Raw genomic sequence first — 16,100 nt, forward strand, 5'->3', positions numbered from 1 at the left:
AATTTTTGCAAATATTTTTGTGAATTTTACTCACACAAAATCGGTCAAAAAAAGAATTGACAGTAGACAAATTGTGAACGATTGGATAAGACTCGTGTTATTTTAATCAATTAATTAAATAAGAAACGTTTTTTGGCAATATTAGCTATAATTACCGGCAAATCAATGATAAATTGACTCACAATTCGTAAGAGGAAATTTAAATATCGGAAATTCGATAAAAATTACGGGTTGCTAGATTTCGCACGCTATTTTTACGTAGTAATTATTATTTTATAACCCCTCTCTGCTAGTACGTTTTACAAACATTGTGAAACATATTAAAAGGTTGATTGCTGACATCATCGTGTTTACAATGTCAATTGTGAATATATAAACAGCAGTTTTACTATATATTCTGATAATTCACAAGATATATTTTAGAACGAGAGGGGAAACCTTATGCAGAACAATACCAAGAAACATTACAAGATGTATAAAGCCGGAAAGCGGTGGATGGTCGCAGCCATTGTGACCGTCGCTACCGTCGGAGGATTGACGGTTGGCGCAAGCGCCGATACTAACGGTCAATCTAATAATAATAATCATAATATACAAATTATTAAAAAAGCAGCGTCCAGTCAACCAGTAAAGGGTGACCTAGTCACGACGTCTGCTCAATCGCAACCAGAAAATCAAAGTAAGTCGAATCCAGCCGTAACTCAAACGCAAGATAATGTAGCACAAGCTAATACCAGTCAGACCACTGGGACAGCTCCAATGGCCAGTGCTCAACCAGGACAAACTGATTCATCTAAACCGACGACTAACACTGCACAGGTGGACCAATCGTCATCGAAGAATGGTAACGGTCAAACCGAAAGAGCAGCTCAAACAAATTCACAACCGACTAACAACCAAGCCACGGCTAGTCAGAACGATGCGCAAAGCAAAAATCAATCGACCCAACCAACTCAAAATAGCGGTCAACAAAACGCAACTGACCAAAAGACTGCCCCAGCACCCGCTAATCAAGCTAGTCAAAAAACTGATAATCAAGGTGCCAATTTTAATAAACAAGTAGTTGCTCCAGAAAAGCAAGCACCGAAAACCACTAATAACGTTCAGAATAACCAACCAGCGGTAATTAATCAGCAAGCAAAACAGGTTAGAGACAACATTCAAGCTGACCATATAATTTCTAATTCGATTGCGGTTAAAGTCGGTGATCCTGTTCCTGATGATCCAAGTTCATATGGAATTGTTGCAACTGATGATCAAGGTAATCCTCTAAAAGTTACTTCTATTGATATTTCAGGAGTTAATAATCAAGTGCCTGGACGTTACTATGTCCCATTTACTCTTTCTGATGGCATGACTTCTCAAACATTTGTAGATATTGTTAGTTTTACAGCCAAAAATATTTCCATTTTTACAGGTAATCCTACTAATATCGATTTAGGAGACCCTGACAGTTATGATGCTCAGATGACGAATGGCACTATTCCATTTGCAGTTTATGGAGTTAACTATAATAGTGTTAATCTTAATAAGCCCGGAAAATATGCAGTTGTAATCTACGGTCCTCTTGATACTTTATCAGGTCCAACTTTGATTGCTTATGTAACCGTTGTTCCCATTCCCGCTGACGCGATTACCGGTCACGATATCAGCATTCGAATTGGGCAAGCCGTTCCAGACGACGCTAAATCCTATGGTGCGACCGCTCTGAACCCAGATGGCAGTCCAGCAACGATTACTGGGATTGACACTTCCAAAGTCAATAACACTAAAGCGGGAGATTATCCGGTTGTTATCAGTGCGTCAAACGGTTTAACCAAGACGGTCTACGTTCACGTGCTCTTTAACCACACGAGTTTAAGTGCGCATAACCTGACCATCTATACTGGCGACCAGGTTCCAACTGACCCAGCTGCGTATGATGCCAAGGCGACCGATTATGATGGTAATCCGGCTAAAATCACTAAGATTGATGTGTCGAAGGTAAATAATCAGGTCCCTGGAGTATATCCAGTTTGGATTCACGCTGACAATGGTGAGACACTCGGTGTCACCGTCACGGTCGTTAAGAGTCGGATTAGCATTGCCGCTCATGGAACCAGCATCAGAATTGGGAGACAGGTTCCAACGTGGCCAAGTGCATATGGTGCTAAAGCAACCTACAAAAACGGGAAGCCCGCTAAGATTACCAAGATTGACGTTTCAAAGGTTAATAACCAAATCCCGGGTGATTATCCAGTCACCATTACTTCAGATAATGGCGAAAGTATCACTGTCACGGTTACTGTTTTAAAGAATCACACGCGCTTAAGTGCTAACAACATCAAGATTTACGTTGGTCAAAAAGTTCCAACCGACCCAGCGGCATACGATGCTCAAGCAACTGATTATGACGGCAATCCAGCCCAGATCACAAACATTGACGTATCCAAAGTAAACAATGAGGTTCCTGGCGTTTATCCGGTAACGATTACCGCCAACAATGGTGAAAAACTGGGTGTCACGGTTACAGTGCTCCCTGACGAAGCAACGTTAGTGGGACACGGCTTAACTATTTACGTTGGTGGTCAGGTCCCAACTGACCCGCAAGCATATGGGGCCAGTTCCACTAACACGGACGGTACAGAAGCAAGTATCACTAGCGTCGACACTTCCAAGGTTAATAATAAGGTTCCTGGTCAATATCCTGTTGTCATTACTTCATCAAATGGCAAGAAACTAGTAGTAACGGTGATCGTCTTAGCGGATAAGACGAGTCTTGAAGGTCACGGAATTACCATTCACGTTGGTGATCTAGTTCCTACCAATGCCGCTGCCTACGGTGCTAGAGCAACTAACGCTGATGGTACGGAAGCAACGATCACAAGCATTGACACCTCGAAAGTTAATAACCAAGTTCCTGGTCAATACAAAGTTATCATTACCGCCTCAAATGGGGACACATTGGTTGTTACTGTCACGGTTTTGCCTAAGAATGCACCAACCCCGAACCACCCAAGCAACAATGGCGGCAACGGCATTAACCCGATTACACCAAGTCATAACGGTGGCAACGGTAATGGTGGTAGCTCGGTAACTCCAAATCAACCAAGTGGCAGCTCTGTCATGCCAGGTCAACCAACTAACAATGGTGGATCTACAGCAACTCCAAATAATGATAGTCAGACCGGTACACCAGAAGCTTCAACGAAGCAGAACGGTAGTCAAGTAGTCGAACCGCAAAGTACGCAAGCCATTCACCAGGCTTTCAATTCTTCAGAAAAGAACGCTAAGCAGAATTCCAAGAACTTGCCACAAACTGGTGAGAACGACTCGTTAATCCTCGAGTTAATCGGTCTTGGCTTTATTGCTTCAGCAATGGCTTTGGCACTTCATGATTTAAAACATCGGGTCAAATAACTCGGTATCATGGTTAAATACGAGAAGTTTGAAAAATTTGTTTAATTAAAGTAAATTAGTTCAAAAAAATAGCCTTCAGGAATTTCCTGAAAGTATAAAAGCCTCACAAGTTGAATTTATCGTCCAACTTGTGGGGCTTTATTATGTCTAAATTAAATTATGTGGACTTAGGTTGCTTACACTTTTAAACAATGCGGTATACTTATTTCAATTTATATTATGAGCCTATTAATGAAAACATATTAAGTTTAACTAATGGAGAATTAACATGAATAAAATTTTATTGTGTTCAAACTTTTTAGTTGATTTACTCTTTATGATGTTGACCACTTTGTTACCCATATTTGTTTTTTCATTAACAAAATCTTATTCAGATGTTGGTAAGATACTGCTTGTTTTTACAATAATTGTCTTAATTGTAAGACTTTCTGTATGGCATTCGGTAGGGAAAATAAAGTTAAGACTTTTATTTGGAACCATATCATTTTGTGCAACATATGTTATTTTCTTACTTTTCTTTAAAAATTTCTTATTCTATTATGTGGGATCTATACTATTGGGAATAGGAATTGGATTAATTCCTCCGATATTATTAAACCTTTTGACAAAAACGCAAAATGTTAAAACAAATGGGAAAAATATCGGTTTATATAATATAACCACTGCTGTATCATCAGCAACTGGCCCAATGATTGCGGAATTATTATATAAGTCGTCTGTTAAACTTTTACTTTTTAGTTGGCTTGCTTTGGCAATCCTTTTATTAATACTTGTTATAAAGGTGATATCTAATAAGCAAACAACTATCACTGATAATACTCATACGAATAATGTCCCATTTAAATTTATGTCTTTAAAGTTATCCGTTCTACTTTTGTTTCTAACTGCCATTGCTATCTCTTATGGGACCATAATAAGTTATCTTCCGATTTATTTTAGCCATCTTCATTTATCCGTTGGTATTTACTATTTCCTGTTTTGGCTTTTTTATTCCATCGCTCAAGGGTCACACTTTTTTAATTCGAGTTGGGAATCGTTAACTATTATTGCTTTAGGGATGATTATTAGTATGGCAATTATTTCCTACAGTAATCTAAGTATATTGTCGTATCTTAGCGGCATTTTGTTTGGATATTTATATGGGTCGATATTTAGAATATATTATTCACTGATGGCAAAAATAAAGAATCCTACGTCAAGAAATAATGGATATGGAATAGTGGGTTTGATGTCTTATATTGGGGTAGGAATTTCACAAATCTTTATTAGCCCATTTCTAAAGTTGCCCATTAATAATATTTTTTTCTTAAGTAGTATGTATTTAATTCCATTTTTTATATTAATACCATTAGTATTGAGGAAAAAACAAAATTAAAATATTAAGTTAAATTAGTTCAAAAAAATAGCCTTCAGGAACTTTCCTGAAGGCTATTTTCATTGGTCCCACTTCGTCACTAATGAGTGGCCCACGGTCACGATTGGTTGATAACTTAAGACTTGATTGGTCTTGGTGTTATACAGCACGTCACCCAGCTTGTCGACGTTGTCACCGCCGTTTTGGTTGTACTTGGTTGCGTATGTGACGATGACGCGAATCTTTTTAATCGTTTCGGGACTGTTGGGATTGTCGTACATCTGTAGCCCGACCATTTTACTCTTGATGCCCATACTTTTGACTTTATCCTTGGTCTGTTTGTTACCTTGTTTACCAAAGACTCTTTGGTTGCTGGCGTAATTTGGTCCAATGAGTCCAGCTTCCCTTAGGACTTGAGGACGTGCCAGAAATTGATCGTCGTTGTTGTAGGTATAGAAAATCTGGAAGAATTCGTTTAGGTTCTTGTAGGTCGTGTCAGCCATGTGTTGGTTTTGCAGAATACTGCCGGCCTTTTGATTTTCGGTGTTTAAAAGACGATTCTTATAACGCTTGTTTAGGGAGTTAAACCGTTGGTTGTACGTCTTCTGCTCGGCAGAAAGAGTGGCCTGATTAGTTTTAACCTGGGTGTTAATGGTGTCATTATGAATCATCAGGGTGAAGATGGCGAGGAGCAAGACGACAATGATTACGAACATGATTGCTAGAACACTGACGTTTTTATTGAGGTGAAATTTGTTGTTTTTAGCCATTGATTTCTTGACCTCCTAACGCCACGAACGTGCTGGTCCATGAAGTCCCAACGAGGGTCGTCTTTCGTTTCTTAACGTTGTAGTTAACGACGTAATTCAAGACGTTTGGCTTCTTATTCTTCCTTGAGGCAAAGGTAATGGTGATCATCGAGTTGTAGGATTGCGATTGGTTGTCATAACGAGCGTTGTTCACGGAGACGTTCTCAATCTTTTGGTTTAGGTATTTTTTGTTATGACCCTTGGTGCTTAGAATGGTCTTAGTAAGGGTTGGATCGAAACGGTCCTTTTTAAACTGCTTGCTAACGGCTTGACGCTGTTTGCTTGATTTGGCCGTGTATGCCATCTTCATGGCCTTTTGGTAGACCTGGTCGTTATTTTTCTGAATGGATGTGATGTCGACACCAGTCTGGTGCTGCTTTTGAACTTTTTGCGCGGTCTTTTTGGCGTTTAACGTATTGGTTTCCTGCCGGGTTGTCCTAATCTTAGTCATAAGTTGTTGGTTTTTAGCCTTGGCGTGATGAGTTGAGACTAACAGGCATCCTATCAGGATCACTAAGACGAAGATGATGCAGGATGCAACCGTCACACAAACTAGGTTGACGTCATGTTTGGACTTGTTCATAAAATACCCTCGAATTCTGGAAAATGTAGTTACGTTAATTATAGCGGCTTTCCGTGAGAAGTGTAAATCAAATTTCCATTAAGTTTCATTGGTTCTAAAGTTGTGATAAATTTTTAAGCAAAATATTTTCCCTGAAATTTCATTCCATGTAAAATTATAGGTAAGGAAGTGATAAGAAATGGCTAAAGTAGCTGTACTTGTAACTAATGACGTTGAAGATGTTGAATTGACTTCACCAGTCGAAGCATTGAAAAAAGCTGGTCATGATATTACGATCATCGATAAGAAGGCTGGCGAAGAGATCACTGGTAAACACGGACACAAGACCAAGGTTGACGCTGGAATTGCCGATGTTATGCCGGAAAGCTTTGATGCTTTGCTAGTTCCCGGTGGCTTTTCACCAGATCAACTGCGGGGTGACCCACGGTTTGTTAAATTTGCGAGAAGTTTCTTGTTAGCTGACAAGCCAACGTTTGCGATCTGCCATGGTCCCCAATTGTTCATGCAGACGGGACTGGTTAAAGGTCGCACGATGACCGCTTATAAGACGGTTCAAACTGATATTTACTACGCTGGTGCCATTGTGAAAGATGAACCGGTTGTAAAGGATCATCACTTGATTACGAGTCGAACTCCGGATGATTTGGATCAGTTCAACGCTGCCATTGTTGAAGACTTAATTTAAACTAGCAATAGTAAAAATGCTTTACGTATTTAATTACGTAAAGCATTTTTTTAATTATGAGTGATAAACGATTTGGCCGTTAACAAAGGTCATGAGGTTCTGCGCGTCGACTTGCTTGCCAATAAACGGCGAATTAATTCCCTTTGATTTCATGTTTTTGGTTGTAATTTGATGCGGCGCATTTAGATTCCAGACTGAGAAATTGGCGTGATTACCAACCTTGATTTGGTTTTCTTTTGAGAGCTTGAAGGAGGCGGTTGGCTTGCTACTCATCCATTCCATCAATTGACTGAGAGTGACTCGCCCAGTTTCAACCAATCTGGTGTACAGCAGTGGAAAGGCTGTTTCGATGCCGGTAATCCCGAAAGCCGCATCGTTAAAAGAATTCCCCTTGTCAGAGACGGTGTGAGGAGCGTGGTCGGTCGCAATCATGTCGATGGTGCCGTCAAGCAATCCATCTAGTAACGCTTGCGGGTCTTTTTTGGTTCTCAGTGGCGGATTCATCTTGTACATGGGGTTGTCACTGGTAATCATGGTGTCGTCTAATAACAGGTGATGCGGGGAAACCTCAGCGGTGACGTGCACGCCATCCGCTTTAGCCCGTCGAATCAGTTCCACGCTGCGCGCCGTTGAGACGTGACAGACATGATAATGAACGCCACTCACCCTCGCTAGTTCGAGGTCGCGAGCTAGTTGACTGGTTTCCGTCACTTCGGAAATACCCTTTAGGCCAAGTTTTTGGGATGCTAATCCTTCATTAATGACGCCGCCGTTCATTAACGAGCGGTCTTCGACGTGGGCGGTCAGAGGCAATCCAGTTTGAGCGATTTCTTTCATGGCCTCGTACATGGTCTGGGCGCTCTGAATCCCAATCCCATCGTTACTGAAGGCTACGGCTCCAGCCTGTTTCATCTCGGCACAGTTCACGAGTTGGTTACCACGTTCGTTGTAAGTGACGGGGGCGAACTGTTTCACGTTGATAGCGCCCTGTTGTAGGTTATGCTCAATCATTGATTTTAGTTTATCAGGAGTATTGGGGACGGGCATGACGTTTGGCATGGCACAAACGGTCGTGTAACCACCGTGAGCGGACGCTTCACTACCGGTTTTTACGGTTTCCTTTTCCGTTTGACCGGGGTCTCTGAAGTGAACGTGCACGTCCACCAAACCGGGCAGTACCACCTTATTCATGGCGTCAATGACCCTGTCGGTTTGCGTTGGCTCAATTTGAGGTTTGATTTGTTTAATAACACCATCATCTAACAGTAAATCACACCGTTTGAGCGCTTGATTTTGAAATACTTGCCCGTTTTGAATTAAAATTTTCATCGTTCGTCAATTCCCTCAATATCTGCTTTATTCACAATGCCCTTATTAACTAGGACGTCGGTCAAAATGGCCATGCGCATGTACATCCCGTTCGTCATCTGTTTAAAGATTCGGGACTTGTCGGCTTCCACGAGGTCGGAATCAATCTCAATCCCACGGTTGACGGGAGCGGGGTGCATGATGATGGCGTTATCCCTCATCGTTTGGTAGCGCTCCTTGGTTAAGCCAAATTGTTCGTGGTAACTGGTGGCGTCAAAGTCCGTCAGTTCTTTTCCGAGGCGTTCCTTTTGCACCCTGAGTAACATCACAATGTCGGATTTGTGAGCCAGTTCGTCAACGGTTAAATGCTTACCGTACTCCTTAAATTTCGGGTCGTACCACTGGTCGGGACCCGCAAACGACACGTGCGCTCCGAGTTTAGTTAAAAGTTCCATGTTGGAACGGGCCACTCGAGAGTGGTTTAAGTCGCCAATGATCCCGACGTTTAAGTCCTTGAAGGTGCCAAATTCCTGGTAGATGGTCATCATGTCAAGAAGTGATTGGGATGGGTGCTGGCCACTTCCGTCACCACCGTTGACCACACTAATTTTCAGGTTGTCGTCCAGTAGTTGTTGGTAGTACTCGTTTTCGGGATGCCGAATCACTGCGATGTCAACGCCAATCGCCTGAAGCGTTTTGATGGTGTCGGAGAGGGTCTCACCCTTGGTGACCGAACTGGTATCAGCGTTAAACTGGAGAACCTGAATGCCAAGTCTGCGTTCTGCCATCTCAAAGCTGGTATGCGTTCTGGTACTGTTCTCAAAGAAGAGGTTCATTGCGTAGGTGGGGCGGTTTAGGTGCACCGACTTGCCCTCTTTGAAGAGTTGCGCCAGTTTAATCTTATGTAAAACCTGTTCCTCATCCATGTCAGAGACCGTCACTAAGTCATGCTTGTATGAATATGCCATTTGATCCTCCTAGATTTTCACTTGGTTGAATTGCATAAATAAAGGGCCTACTACAAATTAACGTAGCACGCCCACTTTTGACATGACCAGTTAACTTTTCAATCTCTCTGGATTGAATTAAAGTAGTCTCGATTTATTTGATAAATACTCTAACTAAATTGACGTAGAAAGTCAATTATTTTTTAGGCAAGTTTTCTCAGTTGACAAGTGCGACTCGTTGCCATTATGATAATGACAATCAATCTTTAATTGGTTCAGAGAATCCAAAAGATTATTCATCCTAATTAAACTAATCGCGGTCGCAACTATGACAAATGGGAACTTCTCTGAATGCCTACTAGTAGTTGTGACTTTTTATATACCAAAGGAGTTATTACAATGGATCACATTTCAATTGCAGCACAGATCGGTAACGAGACGTTTGCCCATCCCTTTTTAAATGCCGCTGGAGTCTTTGACGAAACCGCCGAAGAGATGAATCAAATCCTGAAATCCGAAGCTGGTGGCGTGACGACCAAGAGTGCCACGTTAGAGCCACGTAAAGGAAATCCCAAGCCGCGCTACGCTGAAACAGAATTTGGCAGTATCAATTCCATGGGATTACCAAACAAGGGACTGACATACTATCTCGATTACATTAAACAGAATCAGATTGATAAGCCAATCGATTTATCAATCTCGGGAACCTCCCTTGGTGACAACATTACGGCTTTAAGAAAAATTCAAGACAGTAGCTTTACCGGTCTCTGTGAACTCAACTTGTCGTGTCCGAATGTGATTGGCAAGCCCCAGATTGGTTACGACTTTGCGGCCGTTCACGCGGCCATGGAAGCCATTTTTAGTTTTTATACCAAGCCACTGGGCCTCAAGTTACCACCGTATTTTGACTTACAACAATACGACGTCGTAAGTAAGATTTTAAACCAGTACCCACTGACCTACATCAACACCATTAACAGTGTTGGTAACGGCTTGGTTGTGGACGCTGACACCGAATCAGCAGTCATTTCCCCCAAGGGTGGTTTTGGCGGAATCGGTGGTTCATACGTCAAGCCCGTGGCGTTAGCTAATGTACGAGCCTTCAGAAAGCGTTTGAAGCCAGAAATCAAGATTATCGGAACTGGTGGCGTTCGTACTGGAAAGGACGCCTTTGAGTTAATCCTGTGCGGTGCTGATGTGGTTGAGGTCGGAACCGCTCTTTTAAAGGAAGGCCCTGAAATCTTTTCACGTTTGGATTCTGAACTGACGGGTATCATGCTTCACAAGGGCTACCATCAGTTGTCTGATTTTCGGGGGAAGCTTAAGGAGCGGCAGGATTAGTTTGGTCCTAGAATGATTTTAAATACTGTTATTAACGAAAGGGTGACCACACGATCGAATCGCGTGATCACCTTTTTTAGTTTGAACCTTAAACTGCGTTTGAAATTTCACCAATTGGACCGGGAATTAACAGTACTAACGCCATGCAGACGAGTAGTACGATTACAAGTACAACAGCGATGGCAATAATAATCTTAGTTGACTTGGACATAAATCTCCTCCTAATCATTTTTGATTAGATCAGTCAAAAAGATGAGCTCCCATGAATTGAAACACACAATCTCGATCTTTTTGAGTTTGATCTTGTGTTCCTCATTTAAAGTGGGGTCAAACGGATCGTCAACGGCTCGTGAAATCAGTGAGAAATTGGACGGTTCTCGATTTTTCATGTAGCCGATGCGGTCTTTTTTCTGGTTCTTCTTGTTAATTGTGACGACTTCAAAATTCACTTCACTCCGTGACAGATAATCAAGGACCTCCTGAAGTGGATTTTTAAAAGGAAGGTCTTCAATTGTTTTAATTTGTGGTGTATCCTTAAGCCCATATTCAGTCGCAAGGGTCCGATACTCGATCATCTGTTTTAAGTATGGAGTTCCCGTGTTAAAAACCGGAACTTCTTTCGTCAGATCGATTAATTCGTAGTTATCAAGACGACCTTCGAGGTCAATGGTCCTCATCAGCGCATACTTGTCGTTATGTTTTAAAATGTAACCAACGTCGAATTTATTTTTCCGTTCATTTTCAAAGTATTCCACCATCGTGGTGGGATTGAGTTCATCAATATCAATGTCTTCCATTTTATTCACCTCCTGGGCTCAATTTCATCATACCCAAACGCTCACGATAGTACAAACATTTAGAAAATTGAGTTTAATTGGGTGTAAAATAGATACCAGAAGAACTAATAAAGGGGAATTTCATGTTAAAAAAACTTGTCAAGACGCGTCAATTCAAAACGTTATCGCTTGAGTTCGTGGCGTATGCTTTCGTCATTTTAGACTTACTTTATTATGAAGCTTTTCACCTGTCGGCTGAGATTGGTCTAATCTTCATTTTTATGGCGGTTCCAATGGCTTTCTTTGAGTCAAAGGGGAAGGGTTATCAGTGGTCGTGGCTCGCGGCTTCGACCTTGATTTGTGGAGCAGCCGCTTCGGTGATGAATCGACCGTACTTTGTGTTAGCCGTGCTGTTCTTTACCGCCGTCTACGCCTTCATGATTTATCACCCGATTAGTCTGTATCCTAAGTTTTGGATGATGTTGATCTACTGGATGGTGTTCATCTTGGGATGCGACATCATCACGTGGACGGGACGCAAGATTAACATTGTGACCGAGAGTCATAAGCAACTTTTGAGCGCTAATCTTGAAATTATTGGAATTACCCTGTTAGTGATGGTGATTTTGACGGCAATCGGCTACTTCTTGATTCGTGGGCAGTTAGAACCTTTGCTCATTAAAAACAGCATCATGTTCTGGATTAACGTGGTGTTGAGCGTCCTGTTGGTCATTCAGTCGGCGGTCGTGGTTTTCTGGCTGAAATTTGGACCGTTTCACCTTCACCTTGGTCCGCATTCCGTCATTGGTGGTTTTACAATGGTCGGCGGTAGTTTGATTGCCCTGTTGATTTACATCGAACTGGTCTTTATTATCATTAATTCGATTTGGTCAAGTCATACAATGGGCAAGTGGCAGGTCGTAAGTAGCTTTGTTTACTTGGACCTAGTGCTCGTGTTTATCATGCTGCTATTAGGAAATTCATTAATTTAAATAAGATTGACAAAATAAAATGGCCTCACGTATTTGAGTACGTGAGGCCATTTTTGGGTTGCTTAACCTTTGAGATACCAATCAATTAGTGATTGGTCATCTGAATCGGGATCGATAATAATTTGACCCATATCATTAGTTTTAGTTTTTTGAGCCAGATTTTTATTCAACAGATTATTCCAAAAATGTTGGATTTTTTTATCATTATTTTCCATATGAATCCCTTTTAATTAATACCTAATTTAAAATGCCATTACCAATAACTTAATTCCTTCAACGATGAAGTAGATGCCGATGAAGATAATAACAACGGCGTTTGAAAGGTATGGGGTAAACAAAAGGATAATTCCAATGATAATTCCGATGATACCAGCCGTTACGATTAACCAGTAGTAACGTTTGGCTGACTTCTGTTGTGCTTTGGTTGCCGAGTAGATGCTTAGACCAGAGTCAACGATGAACCAGATCGCAAAGGCGATGGCGATGAGGTAGAAGCCAAATGAGCGGCTGAATAACAGGATCAGACCAATGATGATATCGATAATTCCATTAATGATAATCAAATATCCCGAAACATCAAAGTTCTTTTGCAGTTGATGATGAAGCACCAAGTGATACAGGCCAATGCAGAGTGCCACGATTCCTAAAATAACGGCTAGTGCCTGCAGTGTGGCAAATGGTTTGATGAAGACAAAGAGTCCAGCGGCAACAAAGATAATTCCCGCAATTAGGGCCCATCCATCAAAACCTTTTTCTTTTTCATTAAACATATAAAACGCTCCCTTTATTTAAAGCTATTACGTGGTCAATTATAACGTAGTTTGTGGGGAATGGTGAAAATAAAAAACTGATAAATGCACGTGGATAGTGTGTGGTTTGGGAACAGTTATGCACCTAACTATGCAAACATTAATTAACATAATTCCACTTTAGAAGTGCTATTCCTTATAAAGGAGTGCTTTATTATTCTTCTGTCTACGGTATATTTAAATTAATAAAACTTAAAGGAGTACATAAATGAAAATTATTTTTGCTCAGCAATTACAAAAATTACGAAAAGAAAAGGGAATTTCTCAAGAAGAGTTGGCAAATGATTTGTACGTGACCCGTCAAACAGTTTCGAAATGGGAACTTGGCGAAACTACTCCAAATTTAAATACAATTGAGAAAATTGCCAAAATTTTTCAAATTCCGGTAGAGGTGTTGTTATTTGGAGATAAACCAGATAATAATTCATCTAATCAAAATGGATACGATTCTCCTCAAAACGTTAACGAAAGATATCATCCGATTAATAATGTGTGGGAATTCTTAGCTAGATATTGGTGGATTGTTTTAATTTTGATTTTAGTAACTGGATTTGTGTTTACTGTCGCAGAAATGTTCCATAGTTAGGTTTATAGAGAGGAATTGGTATGCTTTCAGTAAAAGATATTAGTGTTTCTTTTGGAAAAAATCATGTTTTGAAAAATGTTTCGTTTGAAGTTAAATCTGGTGAAATTGTAGGTTTAATCGGTCCCAATGGAGCTGGTAAAAGTACGATTATGAAAACAATTTTAGGTCTTCTAAAGTTTAAAGGATCAGTTTCTTTAAATGGTCAAAGTGTCACCACCACTAACCATATTGCACTGAAAAAAGTGGGAGCGTTGGTTGAAAATCCAGCTATTTATCCATTTTTAACAGGGCTGGAGAACCTTAAATTATATAGTAAAGATTCAACGGATATGCATCATATTGTTTCATTATTAGAGATGGATTCATACATTGACCAAAAATCTAAAAATTATTCTATTGGAATGAAACAAAAATTGGGGATTTCAATTGCTTTATTAAATAAACCTGATTTAGTTATTTTGGATGAGCCAATGAACGGTTTAGACATTGAAGCTACCATTGGCGTTAGAAAGATCATTAGGGAATATGCCCAAAATGGTACTGCCTTTTTAATTTCTAGTCATATCTTATCAGAATTACAAAAAGTCATGACGGATATTTTAATTTTAAAAAATGGCAAAATAATTTTAAGTAAGTCATTGCAAGAAATTTTTGAAACTAATGATCAAAAATACCGATTAATTACACGAAATATGAATAAGACAAAAGATATCTTAAAGAAATTCAAAATTGATTTTATTGATGAGAATGATTTTTATGTAATTAATCGAAACAATTTGGATAAAATTCAAGAAATTTTGGCTGATAATAGTATTTATCTTGAAGAGTTGACCCCTGATAATGGTAATTTGGAAAAAATTGTAGTCCAAATTCTGGAGAAAGAAGGGGTTCAATAGAATGATTGCCAGTTTACGACATGAATTTTATAAATTCATTCACCAAAGGTTACCTTTATATGGAATTGCGGTTTTGTTTGTTTTAATGCTTTACAGTGCCATAACGAGAAATAATGACAATTTAGTGGTTACGCAAGGTTTCGGTATGGGGCAATGGTCCATCGTGATTTTAATTGCGATTGCGTCTGATTTTATTGCTATTGAATACCGTAACCATACTATTAGTACTCTGTTTTATAAAACTTCTAATAAATTCAAGATTTATTTATCTAAGTTTATGATTGTGATGTTTTATGGAATAACTTTATTAGGACTTGGTTCCTTGTTAACTTTGATATTTACGTTCTTTTTAGCTAATCAAGAATTTTCCTGGTTTTCGCTTGTTAATGATCAACATACTGTTTTAATTTCCCTCTTATTGAATGTCGTTGGTTATCTATTGTATATGATTTTTGTGATTGCACTTGCTTTTCTTCTTATTGTTTTAACTCAAAATGAATCGTTTGTAATTGCGATGGGATTATTAATCGTGTTTTTAGGATCGAATATCTCAACCGCCATCATGAAAAGCATTCCGACTTCAGTCAATTTTATAAAATGGAATCCGTTGAATATGATTTATGTAATTAATCAATTATCTAATAAAAAGTACTTTCTATTTTCAAATTTAAGTAATGTTCAACTAATAATAGGCACACTTATTTATGGACTAGGATTTTTCGTTGTTGGATATTTTATTTTTAAGCATCGACGGATTTAAATTGGAGGGGATCTAGTTATGATACGTTGTTTACATCAGGAACTTTATAAAAGTATTCATCGAAAAATTGTTTATATTGCACCATTTTTAATTCCCGTTTATATGGTCATTGTTAAGATGGCTTCTGGTAATCAACAAAATAATTTGTTAGCTATGACAAATGACGATTCTAATCAGATTATTCCCTTAGTGTTAATCATTGTCTGTTCGACACTTTTTACGATGGAGTATCAGAATAATGCGATTTTAACGATCCTTTATAAAGCTCCGCAAAAAGCTGACGTTTATTTTGCTAAGGTACTGATTGCATGTAGTTATGCGATAATATTACATTTATTTTCAATAATTTGCTTTTTTATTTTCCAGTTAGTTCCGTTTACTTCTTTGTCGATAAATTGGTTAGATTTATATCAATATCACAGTCCGTTAATTATAAATATGATTATTTTTAATTTAGTGGATTTGGTTGCATCTTTATTGATAATTAGTTTGGTATTTATTGCATCGTGTATTATTAATTCAAATGCGGTAGTTATTACAACTAATATTCTCATCGTTTTGATTGGTCAATTCGTCTCAGGCAATTTAGTAGATAAAAGTAATTCATTTTCTAATATATTAAAATGGAATCCCTTTAATATGCTGAACTTGACTAATCAATATTATAACTATGGAACTTATCATTTAACAACTCTTTTGAGCAATGGTCAATTAGTGATTGGAACATTGGGATGGTCACTCACATTTTTAGTGTTAGGGTACATAATTTTTCAGAGAAAAAGTTTTTGATTAATATTTTTTCTAAATAACGAAAAATACCTTTAGATTGGATTGATAAAATCCATCTAAAGGTAT

17 protein-coding genes are annotated in these 16,100 nt (G+C 39.1%); 9 read left to right on the plus strand and 8 right to left on the minus strand.

The window, feature by feature from the left end:
• The first annotated feature begins 441 nt into the window (after window positions 1-441).
• A complete protein-coding gene (locus AC6UDA_RS00920; protein WP_500710478.1) occupies window positions 442-3,399 on the plus strand; it encodes a KxYKxGKxW signal peptide domain-containing protein in 2,958 nt (985 codons plus the stop codon).
• A 268-nt stretch (window positions 3,400-3,667) separates the two neighbouring features.
• Window positions 3,668-4,774 carry an MFS transporter gene (locus tag AC6UDA_RS00925; protein ID WP_500710481.1) on the plus strand — a complete coding sequence of 369 codons (1,107 nt, stop codon included), beginning with the start codon at window positions 3,668-3,670 and terminating at the stop codon, window positions 4,772-4,774.
• A 59-nt stretch (window positions 4,775-4,833) separates the two neighbouring features.
• On the opposite strand, the gene AC6UDA_RS00930 is transcribed toward AC6UDA_RS00925, so the two are convergent.
• Window positions 4,834-5,523 carry a hypothetical protein gene (locus AC6UDA_RS00930; RefSeq protein WP_500710485.1) on the minus strand — a complete coding sequence of 230 codons (690 nt, stop codon included), beginning with the start codon at window positions 5,521-5,523 and terminating at the stop codon, window positions 4,834-4,836.
• Window positions 5,516-6,145, minus strand: a complete 630-nt coding sequence (locus tag AC6UDA_RS00935) for a hypothetical protein (protein ID WP_500710488.1) — start codon at window positions 6,143-6,145, stop codon at window positions 5,516-5,518. Before AC6UDA_RS00935 ends, AC6UDA_RS00930 begins: the two co-directional genes overlap by 8 nt.
• Before the next feature lie 178 nt (window positions 6,146-6,323).
• Here AC6UDA_RS00935 and AC6UDA_RS00940 point away from each other — a divergent pair, with 178 nt between their 5' ends.
• A complete protein-coding gene (locus AC6UDA_RS00940; protein WP_500695500.1) occupies window positions 6,324-6,830 on the plus strand; it encodes a type 1 glutamine amidotransferase domain-containing protein in 507 nt (168 codons plus the stop codon).
• A gap of 54 nt (window positions 6,831-6,884) precedes the next feature.
• On the opposite strand, the gene pyrC is transcribed toward AC6UDA_RS00940, so the two are convergent.
• Together pyrC and AC6UDA_RS00950 are read right to left on the minus strand one after the other, a co-directional pair.
• Window positions 6,885-8,159, minus strand: a complete 1,275-nt coding sequence (gene pyrC, locus AC6UDA_RS00945; RefSeq protein WP_500710491.1) for a dihydroorotase — start codon at window positions 8,157-8,159, stop codon at window positions 6,885-6,887.
• A complete protein-coding gene (locus AC6UDA_RS00950; protein WP_500710493.1) occupies window positions 8,156-9,106 on the minus strand; it encodes an aspartate carbamoyltransferase catalytic subunit in 951 nt (316 codons plus the stop codon). The genes pyrC and AC6UDA_RS00950 overlap by 4 nt, the downstream gene beginning before the upstream one ends.
• A gap of 378 nt (window positions 9,107-9,484) precedes the next feature.
• Between AC6UDA_RS00950 and AC6UDA_RS00955 the strand changes: the two genes are divergently transcribed.
• A complete protein-coding gene (locus AC6UDA_RS00955) occupies window positions 9,485-10,426 on the plus strand; it encodes a dihydroorotate oxidase (protein WP_500710495.1) in 942 nt (313 codons plus the stop codon).
• An 88-nt stretch (window positions 10,427-10,514) separates the two neighbouring features.
• Here AC6UDA_RS00955 and AC6UDA_RS00960 read toward each other — a convergent pair whose 3' ends face one another.
• A complete protein-coding gene (locus AC6UDA_RS00960; RefSeq protein WP_500693256.1) occupies window positions 10,515-10,637 on the minus strand; it encodes a hypothetical protein in 123 nt (40 codons plus the stop codon).
• A 10-nt stretch (window positions 10,638-10,647) separates the two neighbouring features.
• Window positions 10,648-11,223: a hypothetical protein gene (locus AC6UDA_RS00965; RefSeq protein ID WP_500710498.1), complete on the minus strand. Its 576-nt coding sequence runs from the start codon at window positions 11,221-11,223 to the stop codon at window positions 10,648-10,650.
• A gap of 122 nt (window positions 11,224-11,345) precedes the next feature.
• Between AC6UDA_RS00965 and AC6UDA_RS00970 the strand changes: the two genes are divergently transcribed.
• Entirely contained in the window at window positions 11,346-12,194 is an 849-nt protein-coding gene (locus tag AC6UDA_RS00970; RefSeq protein ID WP_500710501.1) for a hypothetical protein, read from the plus strand.
• 62 nt (window positions 12,195-12,256) lie between these two features.
• Here the strand turns inward: AC6UDA_RS00970 and AC6UDA_RS00975 are convergent, their stop codons facing one another.
• Window positions 12,257-12,409: a hypothetical protein gene (locus AC6UDA_RS00975; RefSeq protein WP_500698854.1), complete on the minus strand. Its 153-nt coding sequence runs from the start codon at window positions 12,407-12,409 to the stop codon at window positions 12,257-12,259.
• A gap of 27 nt (window positions 12,410-12,436) precedes the next feature.
• Window positions 12,437-12,964: a DUF308 domain-containing protein gene (locus AC6UDA_RS00980; RefSeq protein ID WP_500695492.1), complete on the minus strand. Its 528-nt coding sequence runs from the start codon at window positions 12,962-12,964 to the stop codon at window positions 12,437-12,439.
• Between the two features lie 247 nt (window positions 12,965-13,211).
• Between AC6UDA_RS00980 and AC6UDA_RS00985 the strand changes: the two genes are divergently transcribed.
• From AC6UDA_RS00985 to AC6UDA_RS01000, 4 genes are read left to right on the plus strand one after another with little or no spacing between them, the layout of a single operon-like run.
• The gene (locus AC6UDA_RS00985; RefSeq protein ID WP_500698855.1) at window positions 13,212-13,589 is read left to right on the plus strand and encodes a helix-turn-helix transcriptional regulator; all 378 of its coding nucleotides are present in this window, start codon (window positions 13,212-13,214) and stop codon (window positions 13,587-13,589) included.
• A gap of 20 nt (window positions 13,590-13,609) precedes the next feature.
• Window positions 13,610-14,485, plus strand: coding sequence for an ABC transporter ATP-binding protein (locus AC6UDA_RS00990; protein WP_500698856.1), 876 nt, complete (start codon window positions 13,610-13,612; stop codon window positions 14,483-14,485).
• A 1-nt stretch (window position 14,486) separates the two neighbouring features.
• Window positions 14,487-15,245 (plus strand): ABC transporter permease, encoded by a 759-nt coding sequence (locus AC6UDA_RS00995; protein WP_500698857.1) that lies wholly within the window; start codon window positions 14,487-14,489, stop codon window positions 15,243-15,245.
• An 18-nt stretch (window positions 15,246-15,263) separates the two neighbouring features.
• Window positions 15,264-16,034, plus strand: coding sequence for an ABC transporter permease (locus AC6UDA_RS01000; RefSeq protein WP_500698858.1), 771 nt, complete (start codon window positions 15,264-15,266; stop codon window positions 16,032-16,034).
• Window positions 16,035-16,100: the final 66 nt, after the last annotated feature.

It is taken from the genome of Fructilactobacillus sp. X8R4C1, from assembly GCF_059900905.1.

Bases quoted from the DNA above. Each gene is read 5' to 3' on its own strand.
- AC6UDA_RS00920 (WP_500710478.1), top strand. From the start codon at position 442: ATGCAGAACAATACCAAGAAACATTACAAGATGTATAAAGCCGGAAAG.
- AC6UDA_RS00985 (WP_500698855.1), top strand. From the start codon at position 13,212: ATGAAAATTATTTTTGCTCAGCAATTACAAAAATTACGAAAAGAAAAG.
- AC6UDA_RS00975 (WP_500698854.1), bottom strand. From the start codon at position 12,409: ATGGAAAATAATGATAAAAAAATCCAACATTTTTGGAATAATCTGTTG.
- pyrC (WP_500710491.1), bottom strand. From the start codon at position 8,159: ATGAAAATTTTAATTCAAAACGGGCAAGTATTTCAAAATCAAGCGCTC.
- AC6UDA_RS00965 (WP_500710498.1), bottom strand. From the start codon at position 11,223: ATGGAAGACATTGATATTGATGAACTCAATCCCACCACGATGGTGGAA.
- AC6UDA_RS00995 (WP_500698857.1), top strand. From the start codon at position 14,487: ATGATTGCCAGTTTACGACATGAATTTTATAAATTCATTCACCAAAGG.
- AC6UDA_RS00940 (WP_500695500.1), top strand. From the start codon at position 6,324: ATGGCTAAAGTAGCTGTACTTGTAACTAATGACGTTGAAGATGTTGAA.
- AC6UDA_RS00970 (WP_500710501.1), top strand. From the start codon at position 11,346: ATGTTAAAAAAACTTGTCAAGACGCGTCAATTCAAAACGTTATCGCTT.
- AC6UDA_RS00990 (WP_500698856.1), top strand. From the start codon at position 13,610: ATGCTTTCAGTAAAAGATATTAGTGTTTCTTTTGGAAAAAATCATGTT.
- AC6UDA_RS00960 (WP_500693256.1), bottom strand. From the start codon at position 10,637: ATGTCCAAGTCAACTAAGATTATTATTGCCATCGCTGTTGTACTTGTA.
- AC6UDA_RS00935 (WP_500710488.1), bottom strand. From the start codon at position 6,145: ATGAACAAGTCCAAACATGACGTCAACCTAGTTTGTGTGACGGTTGCA.
- AC6UDA_RS00955 (WP_500710495.1), top strand. From the start codon at position 9,485: ATGGATCACATTTCAATTGCAGCACAGATCGGTAACGAGACGTTTGCC.
- AC6UDA_RS00950 (WP_500710493.1), bottom strand. From the start codon at position 9,106: ATGGCATATTCATACAAGCATGACTTAGTGACGGTCTCTGACATGGAT.
- AC6UDA_RS00925 (WP_500710481.1), top strand. From the start codon at position 3,668: ATGAATAAAATTTTATTGTGTTCAAACTTTTTAGTTGATTTACTCTTT.
- AC6UDA_RS01000 (WP_500698858.1), top strand. From the start codon at position 15,264: ATGATACGTTGTTTACATCAGGAACTTTATAAAAGTATTCATCGAAAA.
- AC6UDA_RS00930 (WP_500710485.1), bottom strand. From the start codon at position 5,523: ATGGCTAAAAACAACAAATTTCACCTCAATAAAAACGTCAGTGTTCTA.
- AC6UDA_RS00980 (WP_500695492.1), bottom strand. From the start codon at position 12,964: ATGTTTAATGAAAAAGAAAAAGGTTTTGATGGATGGGCCCTAATTGCG.